This window comes from Frisingicoccus sp., from assembly GCF_048388605.1.
In the GTDB taxonomy this organism is placed as follows: Bacteria; Bacillota; Clostridia; order Lachnospirales; family Lachnospiraceae; genus Frisingicoccus.
Genome location: NZ_DBGCTU010000039.1, coordinates 76,809 through 90,679, shown reverse-complemented (window position 1 = coordinate 90,679; position 13,871 = coordinate 76,809). Strand labels below are relative to the sequence as shown.

At 49.0% G+C, this 13,871-nt stretch carries 13 protein-coding genes; all 13 read left to right on the top strand.

Annotated elements, in window-relative coordinates; genetic code table 11:
* Window positions 1–117: 117 nt before the first annotated feature.
* The 13 genes from ACMN7X_RS10480 (at window position 118) to ACMN7X_RS10420 (ending at window position 13,863) form a co-directional block, all read left to right on the top strand.
* Window positions 118–1,680 carry an acyl CoA:acetate/3-ketoacid CoA transferase gene (locus ACMN7X_RS10480; RefSeq protein ID WP_418747418.1) on the top strand — a complete coding sequence of 521 codons (1,563 nt, stop codon included), beginning with the start codon at window positions 118–120 and terminating at the stop codon, window positions 1,678–1,680.
* Window positions 1,681–1,718: 38 nt separating this feature from the next.
* On the top strand, window positions 1,719–2,852 hold the full coding sequence (locus ACMN7X_RS10475; RefSeq protein ID WP_418747417.1) for an acyl-CoA dehydrogenase family protein: 1,134 nt from the start codon (window positions 1,719–1,721) through the stop codon (window positions 2,850–2,852).
* A 175-nt stretch (window positions 2,853–3,027) separates the two neighbouring features.
* Window positions 3,028–3,540: a methylated-DNA--[protein]-cysteine S-methyltransferase gene (locus tag ACMN7X_RS10470; RefSeq protein WP_418747416.1), complete on the top strand. Its 513-nt coding sequence runs from the start codon at window positions 3,028–3,030 to the stop codon at window positions 3,538–3,540.
* Window positions 3,530–4,216: a DNA alkylation repair protein gene (locus ACMN7X_RS10465; protein ID WP_418747415.1), complete on the top strand. Its 687-nt coding sequence runs from the start codon at window positions 3,530–3,532 to the stop codon at window positions 4,214–4,216. Before ACMN7X_RS10470 ends, ACMN7X_RS10465 begins: the two co-directional genes overlap by 11 nt.
* A 2-nt stretch (window positions 4,217–4,218) precedes the next feature.
* Window positions 4,219–5,199 carry a cobalt-precorrin 5A hydrolase gene (locus tag ACMN7X_RS10460; protein WP_418747414.1) on the top strand — a complete coding sequence of 327 codons (981 nt, stop codon included), beginning with the start codon at window positions 4,219–4,221 and terminating at the stop codon, window positions 5,197–5,199.
* Entirely contained in the window at window positions 5,196–6,389 is a 1,194-nt protein-coding gene (hemA, locus tag ACMN7X_RS10455; protein WP_418747413.1) for a glutamyl-tRNA reductase, read from the top strand. The genes ACMN7X_RS10460 and hemA overlap by 4 nt, the downstream gene beginning before the upstream one ends.
* Complete coding sequence (cobJ, locus tag ACMN7X_RS10450) at window positions 6,376–7,116, top strand: precorrin-3B C(17)-methyltransferase (protein WP_418747412.1); 741 nt, start codon at window positions 6,376–6,378, stop codon at window positions 7,114–7,116. Before hemA ends, cobJ begins: the two co-directional genes overlap by 14 nt.
* Before the next feature lie 2 nt (window positions 7,117–7,118).
* Window positions 7,119–7,799, top strand: coding sequence for a precorrin-2 dehydrogenase/sirohydrochlorin ferrochelatase family protein (locus ACMN7X_RS10445; RefSeq protein ID WP_418747411.1), 681 nt, complete (start codon window positions 7,119–7,121; stop codon window positions 7,797–7,799).
* Window positions 7,789–10,257 (top strand): uroporphyrinogen-III C-methyltransferase, encoded by a 2,469-nt coding sequence (cobA, locus tag ACMN7X_RS10440; RefSeq protein ID WP_418747410.1) that lies wholly within the window; start codon window positions 7,789–7,791, stop codon window positions 10,255–10,257. Before ACMN7X_RS10445 ends, cobA begins: the two co-directional genes overlap by 11 nt.
* A gap of 5 nt (window positions 10,258–10,262) precedes the next feature.
* Window positions 10,263–11,234, top strand: coding sequence for a porphobilinogen synthase (hemB, locus tag ACMN7X_RS10435; protein WP_418747409.1), 972 nt, complete (start codon window positions 10,263–10,265; stop codon window positions 11,232–11,234).
* A 6-nt stretch (window positions 11,235–11,240) separates the two neighbouring features.
* Window positions 11,241–12,527, top strand: a complete 1,287-nt coding sequence (gene hemL / locus ACMN7X_RS10430) for a glutamate-1-semialdehyde 2,1-aminomutase (RefSeq protein WP_418747408.1) — start codon at window positions 11,241–11,243, stop codon at window positions 12,525–12,527.
* Window positions 12,515–13,303 carry a precorrin-6A/cobalt-precorrin-6A reductase gene (locus tag ACMN7X_RS10425; RefSeq protein ID WP_418747407.1) on the top strand — a complete coding sequence of 263 codons (789 nt, stop codon included), beginning with the start codon at window positions 12,515–12,517 and terminating at the stop codon, window positions 13,301–13,303. The genes hemL and ACMN7X_RS10425 overlap by 13 nt, the downstream gene beginning before the upstream one ends.
* Complete coding sequence (locus ACMN7X_RS10420; RefSeq protein ID WP_418747406.1) at window positions 13,300–13,863, top strand: NUDIX hydrolase; 564 nt, start codon at window positions 13,300–13,302, stop codon at window positions 13,861–13,863. The genes ACMN7X_RS10425 and ACMN7X_RS10420 overlap by 4 nt, the downstream gene beginning before the upstream one ends.
* Window positions 13,864–13,871: the final 8 nt, after the last annotated feature.

The following is a 13,871-nucleotide window of genomic DNA, read 5'->3' as shown; positions in this document are numbered from 1 at the left end:
CATAAACACAGCAACAAGCTTTACTGATAGATGAAATAAATAATATATAGTCGCACCCTGAAATGTGTTGCCGCTGAACCTGGGAGTTATCTTATTCAGAAAGGAGATGTGAAACGAATGGTTAAATTGATCACAGCGGAAGCTGCAGCGGCCATGCTGCAGGATAAAATGTCTGTAGGCGTCGGCGGTTTCGTGGGATTTGGTACGCCCGAGGAACTGTTGATCGCCATTGAAAACAGATATATTGAAAAGAAAGAGCCTAAAGACTTAAGTGTATTTTTTTCTCCGGGTATCGGAGACAGCGGAGACAAAGGATTAAGTCATTTGGGGTATGAAGGACTTGTCAAACGTGCGGTCTGCGGACATGTGGGACTGGCACCGCGATTTCGGAAACTTTGTGCAGATAATAAGGCGGAATGTTTTATTATTCCGCAGGGGGTATGCAGTCATTTATTGAGAGCTGCGGCAGGAAAGAAGCCGGGCTTGATCACGCATGTGGGACTTAAAACTTATGCGGATCCGAGAGTCGAGGGCTGTAAAGGAAATCAGGCGGCAATTGATTCGGGACACGAAGTTGTCGAATTGATTGAACTCGATGGCAAGGAATATTTGTTTTATAAGGCTGTCCCATTAGATATTTGTTTCCTTCGCGGTACATATGCGGATGAGGATGGGAATATATCTCTTGTTAAAGAGGCCGTTCATGGCGATCAGCTGGAAATGGCAATGGCGACAAAAAATAACGGAGGCATTGTTATCTTCCAGGTAGAAAAACTGGTCAGCAAAGGCGTTTTACCGGTGAAGGATATTAAAATCCCTTCCATTTTTGTGGATTATATTGTCGAGTCCAAACCGGAGCATCATTGGCAGTCTTTCCTGGAACCGGGATATCGGCCGGAGCTTACCGGAGAAATCCGGATACCGGTAAAAGCAATCAAGCCTATGGAATTAAATTTACGTAAAATCTGCGGGCGCCGGGGTGCCATGCTGATGAAGAAAGGAAATGTGGTGAATCTTGGAATCGGAGTGCCGGATGCGGTTGCGGCAGTAGCCGGTGAGGAAGGGATTTCTGATCAGATTACTCTGTCTATCGAATCCGGAGTTCTTGGCGGTGTTCCGACCGGTGGTGTCGGCATTGGTGGAACGGTGAATCCGGAAGCAATTATGAAACAGCCGGATAATTTTGATTTTTATGACGGCGGCGGTTTAGATATGGCCTTCCTTGGACTGGCAGAAGTTGATGAAAAAGGCAATGTCAATGTTTCGAAGTTTGGCGGTCGTGTTGTCGGGCCGGGAGGTTTTATCAATATTACCCAAAATGCAAAGGCAGTGGGTTTCTGCGGAACTTTTACAGCCGGAAAGATAAAATATGAAATTAAAAACGGTGAACTCCATATCCTTGAGGATGCTCCGGGAATCAAATTTAAAAAGGCGGTGGAGCAGATCACATATTCGGGGGAATATGGCATGGAAACCGGTCAACCGGCTTATTACATTACAGAAAGAGCAGTATTTAAAAGAGTTCCGGAAGGATTAAAGCTCATTGAGATCGCTCCGGGCGTTGACCTTCAGAAAGATATTTTGGATAAAATGGAATTCATCCCGATTATAGACGATATCAAATTGATGGATGAACGTATATTTAAAGATACATTAATGCACCTGAATTTAGACGAGTAAAATGACTTGAAGAGAAAATAGAATAAAGGAGATTTAAAATGGGTTATATTTATTCTGAAGAAACAAAGGAACTGGTTGAAGCAGTCAGAGACTTCTGCAATAAAGAAGTTAAGGAGCCTTGTAAAGAGTATGATCGCACAGGAGAATGGCCGAGAGAAATTTATCAGAAGGCCATGGAAATGCAGCTTCATATGCTGGAAATTCCGGAGGAATACGGTGGATTTGGATTGGACAGGGTGTCTGTGGCCGCGATTCTTGAGGAAATGGCTCAGGCTGATGCCGGTTTTGCTTTAACTTTTGCTGTCAGTAATCTGGCTGTCAAGGGTACATTAATGTTTGGAAATGAAGAACAGAAAAAGAGGGTTTTTCATAAGATTGTTGAGGGCTCTTTTGGCGCTTTTGCCTTGACGGAGCCTCAGGCCGGTTCAGATGCTTCCAATGTAAAAACAACTGCGCGCAAAGAAGGCGATACCTATGTTTTAAATGGACGAAAATGTTTTATTACAAATGGTGGAGTTGCCGGCGTTTATCTGATCATGGCTTTGACGGATAAAGCAAAGGGTCTGAAAGGAATGAGCGCCTTCATCGTTGAAGCCGGGACACCTGGGCTTTCCACAGGTAAGCATGAGGACAAAATGGGTATTCGTTGTTCAAATACATGTGATGTCGTTATGGAAGAATGTCGTATTCCGGCGGAAAATCTTCTTGGAAAAGAGGGTGAAGGTTTTAAGATTGCCATGCAGATTCTGGATATTGCAAGAACCTTTGTCGGTTGTCTTGCCGTAGGCATTGCCCAGAGGGCGATGAACGAGGCAGTGGCTTATGGAAAAGAACGTATTCAGTTTGGCAAGCCGATCATAAAAAATCAGGCAATTGGGTTTAAAATTGCGGATATGGCAATAAAAATTGAGACAGCCAGACAGATGGTTGCTCATTCTTGTCGGTTAATGGACGTGGGATTTCCATATGGAAAGGAATCTGCAATTACCAAATGCTATTGCAGCGATATTGCGATGGAAGTTACTTCAGAGGCTGTTCAGATTTTTGGCGGCTATGGTTACAGCAGAGAATATCCGGTTGAAAAATTGATGCGTGATGCAAAAATCCATCAGATTTTTGAAGGAACAAACGAAATCCAGCGTGTAGTTATTTCAAATCATGTTTTAAGATGATTTTTCAATAAATCAAACATAATTAATAAACTTCCTTAAATCAACTGAAATCCCCGTAATCTGCACCATTACGGGGATTTCACTATTTTATTGGACAGTTGTGGGAACCTGTTGTATACTTAGAATAATTGGAAATCATGAACAGATTTACAGGCAGAGGAGGTACGTGGGCAGAATGTATCAGTATTTTATGGCTTCGCCGATCGGAAAGCTCCGGCTGGTGGAAGACGCCGGGTTTATCAAGGAAATTTCACTGGCGGATGTACCGGCGGCGAGGCTGAGTTCAGAGGGGAAAGTGATTAAGTCGGCGGAGACGTATGTCGGAGCGGCAACAGAAAAAACGGAGATACTGGCTGAGGCGGAACGTCAGCTTCGGGAGTATTTTGCGGGTGTGAGAAAAATCTTTGATTTACCGTTAAAGCCGGATGGAACCGCTTTTTTTCAAAGTGTGTGGAGTGAGCTGCAGGAAATTCCGTATGGAGAAACGCGTACCTATGGCGATATTGCAAGGGCTGTCGGCAAACCGACAGCGGCAAGGGCGGTCGGCATGGCAAATCATCACAATCCGATTATGATCGTGATTCCGTGCCACCGGGTGATTGGAGCGAACGGGAAACTGGTCGGCTATGCCGGCGGCCTGGATGTGAAGCAAAGATTGATCGATTTGGAGAAGAACCATGGATGTTGAAACTGTGAGACAAATGCTTATAGAGATGGCGGATGAGGACTATCGCGCCTTTCACAGCAAGCTGGTGCCGGGAACAGAAAATATTCTCGGGGTGCGGGTGCCGGAGCTGCGCAAGCTGGCAAAGAAACTGGTGAAAGATGACTGGCGGGAATATTTTGATGCGGCGCCGAATCGGTATTATGAGGAGGATATGCTGCGCGGTTTTATGGTTGGATATGGGAAGATGGATTTGGAGGAACGGTTGGAGCGGATTCGTGCCTTTGTTCTGGATATTCATAATTGGGCTGTCTGCGATTGTTTTTGTTCCACTTTAAAGTTTGCGGAAAAGAACCGGGAGATTGTCTGGGAGTTTTTGAAACCCTATTTTAAGTCGGCAGAGACCTATGATCGGCGCTTTGCCTCAGTGATGGCGCTGGATTATTATGCCCTGCCTGAATATGCCCCGGCGGTTTTCGGGTATTTTGACGCGATGGATCATCCGGATTATTATGTGCAGATGGCAGTTGCCTGGGCAATTTCAGTATTTTATATCCATATGCCGGAAATGACGGAAAGATATATCCGAGGAAACCGGCTGGATGATTTTACCCACAATAAGGCAATTCAGAAAATATGTGAATCCTACCGGGTGGATAAGGAAACGAAAGCCCGGCTCAGGACATTGAAACGGAAATAGTGATGAAGATCGGATATTTTGCGCTGACGGAGCAGGGATTTGCGCTGGCACGTCGGCTGAATGAACAGTGGCCGGGAAAGATTTTCCCAAAGGCGGATTTAAAACAGAATATAAAATCGGCATGGGAAGCGATGGATGCCATTGTCTGCGTGATGGCCGCCGGAATTGTGGTGCGCCATATCGGGCCTTTGCTTCGGGGAAAGGATAAAGATCCGGCAGTGATCGTTATGGATACGCGGGGCCAATGGGTGATCAGTCTTTTATCCGGCCATCTCGGCGGGGCCAATGAACTGGCTGGCCGATTGGCGGAAGTGACCGGTGGACGGCCGGTAGTGACGACAGCCACCGATGTGGAAGGCAGGGTTGCCTTTGATGAGGTGGCGAAAAAGAATCAGTTATTGATTGAAAATCTGCCCGCACTGAAATACGTCAGCGGGCAGCTGCTTGATAAAGGAGAGGCCAGGGTTGTCATCGACCCTTTTTATATAGAAGAAACGGCGGAAAAGACTCTTTATCTTCGCCCCCAGACATTGGTGCTGGGCGTGGGCTGTAAGAAAGATATGGCGCCGGAGCGGATGGCGGGAGCCTTTCAGGCGTTTGCCGGAAAATTTCTTCCGGATATACGGTGTATCCGGGCTGTGGCCACAGTGGACAGAAAAGCCGGGGAGGCGGCGATTCATGCTCTGGCTGAAGGGCTGGAAGTCCCATTGATGATCATTTCAAGAAAAATGATAAGCCATCTGGATTTTGAGTCGGTGCCGGGAGGCCCGCTGGAATATTCGCCTTTTGTGGAAAAGACCCTCGGGGTCGGATCGGTGGCGGAGGCAAGCGCCTATCTGGCTGCAAAATCCATGGCAGGCGGGGGCTATGAAACGGGACGGCAGTTCATGGAAAAAGAAACGGCCCGTTTAAGTATAAAAAAACAAAAATATGAGGGAATTACTTTTGCGGCAGCAGAGATAAGGCAGACGATCGATTTATGAGTATACAATTAATCAGTGTCAGTCATAAAACGGCGGATTTAAATATAAGAAGCTGTTTTGCGCTGACAAGGGAAAAGCAGATTGAATATTTAAAGAATATGGTTTCCGGCGGATACATTGAAGAATGTGTCCTTTTGTCCACCTGCAACCGGCTGGAAATATATCTGTATGGTGCCGATGAAAACCAAAGGGAGATTTTTTCCGGGGCAGCCCAGGGATTGCTTCGGATGTTGGAATTCCCGGAGGGGATTGACGGTGCGGAATATTTGAGATTTTACGAGGGTGAGAAGGCGGAACGTCATCTTTTTATGGTGGCCGCCGGATTGGATTCCATGGTGATGGGCGAGGACCAGATTCTTGGGCAGGTGAAGGAGGCTCAGCGGCAGGCCAGAGAGGCGGGAACCATCGGTCCATTTTTAGATACCTGTTTCCGTTATGCGGTGACCGGTGCTAAAAAAGTTAAGACGGAGACAGCCCTGTCCAGAACTCCCGTATCCACAGCCACCATTGCCGTAAAGGCCGCCAGAGAATTTTTGGGGGATTTAAAGGGAAAAAATGTGCTTCTCATCGGGGCATCGGGAAAGATTGGAAACAGCATTTTAAAAAATCTTTTATCTGAAGGAGAAACTTTGATCTATATGACAACGCGTCAGCGCTGCCACGGCGGGGATAGTCATCAATATAAGGAAATCCCCTATGGGGAGCGTTATGAATGGCTGGATAAAATGGATGTGATCATCAGTGCAACGTCAAGCCCTCATTATACGGTAACTTTGGAAAAGGTAAAAAAGGCGTTGACTCGGAAAAAAAGTCGAGTTTTCGTGGATTTGGCCGTACCTCCGGATATTGATAAACGGGTCAGGGAACTTCCGGATACCGGATATTATAATATCGATGATTTTGTCCGGGTTGCGGACGAAAATAATCGAAAAAAGGAGAAGGAAGCGGCTGCGGCAGTGGATATTCTGGAAGATTACCGGGTTCAATTTAAAAAATGGATGATCTTTCAGAAATCCTTTCAGGATGTGCAGTGTGTGAAAGAAAAAATATGTGCTCAGGCGGAGGCAAAGGGAATGGACAAAGCGGTGTCCCATTTCTTTTTTGCGCTGAGAGAGAGCCTTGAGCCGAATGAACTGGAAAAATTTATGGAAGCTTTGAAGAAAGTTGAGGAATCTTATGAAAAGAATTGACGTGGTCGGATTTGGGCCGGGCGGCTATGAATATATGACGGTTCAGGCCATTGAGGCGATGAAATCGGCGGATGTGATCGTTGGTTATACAACCTATATCGATCTGATTCGGAATCTGTTTCCGGATAAAAATTTTTTAAATACGCCGATGACCCGGGAGGTGGAGCGATGCAGAATTGCTTTGGAAGAGGCGATGCAGGGAAAACAGGTTGCCCTGGTCAGCAGCGGGGACAGCGGCATCTATGGAATGGCCGGCATTATGCTCCAGGTAGTTCAGGCATCGGGAGAGGATATTCCGGTTCGGATTATTCCGGGAGTGACCGCCGCCAGCGCCGGAGCATCCATGTTGGGAGCTCCTTTGATGAATGATTTTGCCGTCATCAGCCTGAGCGATCTGATGGTGCCTCTTGAGCAGATCATGAAGCGGGTGGAATGTGCCGCTGAGGGTGATTTTGTCATTTGCCTTTATAATCCGAAAAGCAGGAAACGGAAGGATTATCTCGAAAAGGCGGCAGACATTATTATGAAATTCCGGAAACCGGAGACACCGGTGGGCATTGTGCGGCGGGCCGGACGGGAAAACAGTTCCTGCGAGCTGACCGTTTTAAAAGATTTGAAATATGCAGAGGTTGATATGTTTACGATTGTCATTATAGGCAACTCTATGACTTATATCCGTGACGGCAAGCTGCTCACACCGAGGGGCTATGTACTTGAGGAGGTATAAAAATGGCTGTATTTCCGATGTTTATTGAATTAGAAAATGAAATTTGTCTGATCATCGGCGGCGGAAAGGTGGCTCTTCGCAAAGCGGAGACGCTTTTAGATATGGGGGCTGAAGTCCATGTGATCAGCCGGGAATTTGAGCCGGGATTGATAGAACGTCAGTCGCCGGAGCGGCTGGAATGTCATGCGGTGGATGAGGGGCCGTTGGCGGCGGCGGTATGGCTGGAGCAAAATGCACGGAAAGAGGGCATCGGCAATGTGGCGATGCTTATCTGCGCGACGGATGATGAGCGGATCAATCATCAGATGGTTTTATGGGCCAGAAAGAATCGGATTCCGGCAAATTCCGCAACCAATCCGGCGGACTGTGATTTTTATTTTCCATCGGTGGTGCGCCGGGGAAATCTGATGGTCGGCGTGTCAACGGGCGGTCGGACTCCGGCATTGTCCAGAATGGTGTCCCGGCAGATTCAGGAAACGCTGCCGGACTGGTATGAGACATTGGCAGAAACGGGCGTCGAGGCAAGAGAACGTATTCATCAGGCAACCGGGGATTCCGGCGAGCGGAAGGAAATTCTGGCGAAGGTTCTTAAAGCGGCGCTGGAAGATAAGGGACGTTTGACGGAAGAAGATATCGATCGAATTATTCGGGATGCCCGGACAGGAGAAGAAAATGACAGATAAAATCCGAATTGGAACACGAAAAAGCCTGCTGGCCCGGGTTCAGACCCGGATTGTTGCCGAAAAACTGAAGAAAACAACGCCGGAGACGGAAATTGAGATTGTTCCTATAGTTACAGAGGGGGATCTGCGGCTGGACAAGTCTCTGGGAAGTTTTGGCGGCAAAGGTATTTTTACAAAGGAATTGGAACAGGCGCTGCTGGATGGAAAAATCCATATGGCGGTGCACAGCGCAAAGGATATGCCGGTGGATTTTCCGGCGGGACTTACTCTGGGGGCTGTTATCGAGCGGGCCGAAGGGGAAGATATGGTTGTGACGACGGATGGAAAGCAATTGAGAGAAATGGTCCCGGGAACCGTGATCGGAACAGGAAGTCTGCGGCGCAGTTTACAGTTAAAGATGTTGAATCCGGGGATTCAGACGAAAGAAATCCGCGGAAATGTTCAGACGCGGCTGCAGAAATTAAAAGCCGGAGAATACGATGCCATTGTTCTGGCCCGGGCCGGAATTGAGCGGCTTCGCCGGGATTGGGAAAAGTATGCCGATCCGGAGGAAATCAATGAAGATTTTTATGATCAGTTTTACTATGAAATTTTAAATAAAGAAGATTTTCTCCCGGCGGCGGGACAGGCGATTCTGGCCGTAGAGGTTTCTGAAAAGGCGCTGGAAGATAAAAGTTTTGCGGAAGTTTGCCGGAAACTGAATCAAAAAGAAGCGGAATATCAGCTTTTGGCGGAGCGGAGTTTTCTAAAGAATATCGGCGGAGGATGCAATGCCCCGGTCAGCGCTTTTTCATGGCTGGAGGGAGAACGGCTTTGCATGAAAGCCGGGTTTGCCGGGGATGGAGAGCATATGATTTTTGATCATATACAGGGAAAGGCAACAGATGCACAAAAGCTGGGAAAGGAACTGGCCGAAAATCTGCGGATGTCGGAATTTAAGCCGGAAAAAAAGAAAACGGGCAAAGTGTTCCTGGTTGGCGCCGGGCCGGGAGATGCGGGGCTTGTGACGGTGAAAGGACTTTGGTGTATTCGACATGCGGATGTGATCGTTTATGATTATCTGGCGTCTGATGCGCTGCTGAATGAGGCCGGTGAAAATGCGGAACTGATTTATGCCGGAAAGCAATCGGGCCATCATCATATGAGCCAGAAGGAAATTCAGGAAATTTTGCTTGAAAAGGCATTCGAGGGAAAAATCGTTGTTCGCCTGAAGGGCGGCGATCCTTTTATTTTCGGGCGGGGCGGCGAGGAGGCTCTTGCCCTCAGAAAAGCAGAAATTCCTTATGAGGTTGTTCCGGGGGTTTCTTCGGCTTACAGCGTTCCGGCCTATGCGGGAATTCCGGTAACCCACCGGGGAGCTGCTTCCCAGGTCCATTTTATTACCGGTCACGAGCAGGCGGCCGGAAGCGGCGGAGAAGCCTGCGGCGTTGACTATGCCGGACTGGCAAAATGTGGCGGTACGCTTGTGTTCCTTATGGGAATAAAACGGATGGAAGAAATTTGCGGGGCGTTGCTTCAAAACGGTAAAGATAAAAATACACCGGCGGCGGTCATTCAAAATGGAACGACAGGCCGTCAGAAAGAGGTGACGGCAACTCTCGGAACAATAGTGGAAGCATGTCAAAAAGCCGATATTCAGCCGCCGGGAATACTTGTCATCGGGGAAGTTGCCGGACTTTCGGAAGAGCTTCGCTGGCGGCAGACGCTGCCTCTCAGCGGAAAACGGGTTATTTTAACCGGTACAAGGGATTTGGTGCGCAGACAGCATCAGAGTCTTTCTGAAAGAGGGGCGGAGGCTGTCGATTTAAGTTTGATTTATGTGGAACCGGCGGCGGATGAAGTGCTCTTCCCGGTGATTCAAAGTGTTGAAGATTATTCCTGGCTGGTTTTTACGAGCGGCAACGGGGTGAGACTCTTTTTTGAATCCGCAAAGAAATTTAAAGTCGATCATCGGAGGCTGGCCCATTTGAAGTTTGCCGTGGTGGGACCGGGAACAGGTGAAATGTTGGAGAATTATGGATTTCAGACAGATTATATGCCGGAAAGCTATACTTCAGAAAGTCTGGCCCGGGGGCTGGCTGAACAGACGGATTCCGGGGACAGGGTGCTTGTTTTTCGTGCGGAAGAAGGGTCAAAGTCTCTGAATCGCTGTTTTGAGTCAAAGGGAATTCAATATAAAGATGTGGCCGCCTATACAACCCGGATTGACCGGCGCAAACGGGATTTACTGCTTCGGGCCATGAAGGATGCGGATTATATAACCTTTGCCAGCGGGTCGGCCATAAGAGCCTTTGCCGAAATGGCGGAGGGCCTGACGGAATATCCGAAGATTATCTGTATCGGCCCTGTGACGGCCGGGGAGGCGGAGAAGGCAGGGCTTTCCGTGGCGGCGACGGCTGAAAAATATACAATTGAGGGGCTGACCGAGTGTTTATGTCAGCTTCAGAGCAGGGAGTGAGAAGAATGGATATGATCAGACGCCCGAGACGGCTGAGAAGTTCTCAGGCGATCCGGGATATGATACATGAATATGATGTGGAACTTTCAGATTTGATCTATCCGGTGTTTGTGGTTGAGGGAACGGCGGTGAAGGAAGAGATTCCGTCCATGCCGGGAATATACCACTATTCATTGGATATGTTCAAAATACATTTGAAAGAGATATGGGACAGCGGCGTCCGGGCTGTTTTATTTTTCGGTGTGCCGGATCATAAGGATGCGGTGGGAAGCGAAGCCTATAACCCGGAGGGCATTGTCCAGCGGGCGATTCGGATGACAAAGGAAAACTATCCGGAAATTATTTGCATTGCCGATATTTGCCTCTGTGAGTACACTGATCATGGGCATTGCGGCCTTATTCATGAGGGCAAGATCTTAAATGATGAGACACTGGAATTGCTGTCAAAGGCGGCAGTCAGCTGTGCGGCAGCCGGTGCGGATATTGTGGCACCGTCGGATATGATGGACGGACGCATCGGTCATATGCGCTGTATGCTGGATGCCAATGGTTTTGCCGATGTGCTGATCATGGCTTACAGCATCAAATATGCGTCGGCATTTTACGGTCCATTCCGGGAGGCGGCCCATTCCGCCCCTTCCTTTGGCGACCGGAAATCCTATCAGATGGACTGGCGCAATAAGAAAGATGCCATCGTCGAAGCGGAGCTTGATATGGAGGAAGGCGCCGATATTCTTATGGTGAAACCGGGACTGGCCTATCTGGATATATTAAAGACTATTGCCGATGAGTTTCCGCTGCCGGTGTGCACTTACAGTGTCAGCGGCGAATATTCCATGATGAAGGCGGCGGCCCTCAATGGCTGGATTGATGAGAAGCGGGTTGTCATGGAGTCGATGACGGCGATGAAACGGGCCGGAGCGAAAATGATCATTACTTATTATGCACTGGATATTGCCCGGTGGCTGAAGGAGTGAGAGTTCATGGATAAGAGTCAGGAGATATTTGAAAAAGCCTGTCGGTTGATGCCGGGCGGCGTGAGCAGTCCGGTCCGGGCTTTCCGGGCAGTGGGCATGACGCCGAGATTTATCGAGCGGGCGAAGGGCAGTCACATTTATGATGTGGACGGTCATGACTATATTGATTATATCGGCTCCTGGGGGCCGATGATCCTGGGCCACGCCCACCCGGAAGTGGTGGAGGCGGTCTGCCGGGCCGTATACCGGGGAACAAGCTATGGGGCGCCGACAGAAGGGGAGGTGACTCTCTGCGAAATGATCATTGACGCAGTTCCATCTGTGGAAATGGTACGGCTGGTGAATTCGGGAACCGAGGCGGTGATGAGCGCTATCCGTGCAGCCCGGGGTTATACGGGCCGGGATTATATCGTTAAATTTGAGGGCTGTTATCACGGTCATTCCGACGGCCTTCTGGTGAAAGCCGGTTCCGGCCTGATGACTCAGAATGTGCCGGACAGCGCCGGTGTGCCGGAGGCCTATGCGTCAAAAACGCTGACGGCGGTGTATAATGATCTGGACAGTGTGAGGGCTTTGTTTGAAGCCTGCGGAAATCAGATCGCCGCCCTTATTGTGGAACCTGTGGCGGCAAATATGGGCGTTGTTCTTCCGAGGCCGGGCTTCCTTGAGGGGCTGCGGAAGATTACGGAGGATTATGGAAGCCTTCTTATTTTTGATGAGGTCATCACCGGCTTTCGGCTTGGTTACTCCGGCGCCCAGGGTTATTACAATGTTCTGCCGGATATGACAACTATGGGAAAAATTATCGGCGGCGGTATGCCGTTGGCGGCCTACGGCGGCAGGAAAGACATTATGGAAATGGTTGCGCCGTCCGGCCCGGTTTATCAGGCCGGAACACTTTCGGGAAATCCGACGGCGGTGGCTGCCGGCATAAAAACGCTGGAAATACTGAAAGATCATCTGGAGATTTATGCCCGGGCCGAATCGCAGGCGGCAAAGCTGGAAAAAGCTTTTACTGAAAATATTGAGAAGTACAAGGTGGATGCGGTGTGCAACCGAATCGGTTCGTTGATGAGTATATTCTTTACAAAACAGCCGGTAATCGATTATCCTTCGGCGGCCTCTTCGAATCTGAAAAAATTTAAAGAATATTTTGCAGCAATGCTGGCCGAGGGAATTTATATTGCCCCATCCCAGTTTGAAGCCCTTTTTGTCAGCGGGGTACATTCGGATGAGGATATTCGCCGGACGGAGCTTGCCATCGGAAAGGCCCTGGGACAATGGCAGAGGTAATGCGCTGGCTGGTAATCGGCGGTACCAGCGAATCGGTGGATGCTGTGGGGTATCTGATGTCAAAAAAGGCAGAGGTGATCGTGTCAGCCGCCACAGAGATGGGAGCTGCTCTCTATGATGGTTTTGATGTCAGACTGTGGGTCGGCTATTTGAATCAGGAAGAATTTATCCGGAAAATGTCGCGGGCGGGCGTTACCCATGTGCTGGATGCATCCCATCCCTACGCTGTGGAAGTGACCCGGACAGTGAAGGCAGCCTGCCGTGAACTGGGACTGGAATATTTTCGCTACACCCGCCGGGACATTCTTTCTGATGTTGCCGCAGAACAGGCGGATCAGGGGCAGATGCCTCAAATATATCCGGCGGAAGATAGTTTGGAGGCCGTCCAAATCTTGAACCGGCTTCCGGGGAATGCGGCACTTTTGACCGGGGTAAAAACGCTGTCCGTTTATCGGGATGGGGTGGAAGATTTTCAAAAACGCTGTTATGCCCGAGTGCTGGATAATGAAGCGTCAAAAATCCGATGCCGGGAGATTTTTCAGGAGGAATGTCACTGGACAGCCCAGATGCCGCCCTTCGATGTTGAGGCAAACCGTCGCTTTTTGAGACAAAGCGGGGCGAAGCTGATGGTGACGAAGGACAGCGGCGCAGCCGGAGGACTGCCGGAAAAACTGGAGGCGGCCCGGCTGGAGGGTGTTTCAGTGATTTTGATCCGCAGGCCGGAGGAAAGGGATATTTTAGAAAATCTGAACAGATTGGATGTGTACTTTGAATGACAGAATATTTTGAGTTGTTGGATGAGGACGGCCATCGCATCGGCCGGGTGAAAGAGCGGGAGGCCGTTCACCGGGATGGGGATCTGCATGGCGGTTCCCACATATGGGTTATCCGGGATGTAAAGCCGGACGGTCATTTTCAGGTGCTGCTTCAGCGACGGCGTTATGATAAGGATTCTTTTCCGGGATGTCTGGATGTTTCCAGCGCCGGACATATGACGGCGGGAGAGACCTTTTTATCGACGGCTGTTCGTGAATTGGAAGAAGAACTGGGAATCCGGGTGTCGGAGGATAAACTGGTATTTCTTTTTAAACAGTTGGTGGGCGGTGAATTTGAATTTTACGGTCAGCCATTTAAAAATTATGAAGTAAATTTTGTCTATCTGCTAAAACCGGAGGTATCTCTGGAAACTCTGAATTATCAGAGGGAAGAAATTGAGGAACTGGTGTGGATGGATTCAGAGAAAATTATGGCTGAGATCCGGGGCGGCAACCCGGAGTTCTGTATTTGGGAAGAAGAGTACGGCAGATTTCTTGAAGAAGTGTCGAAAGTAATATAGAGGAGGAG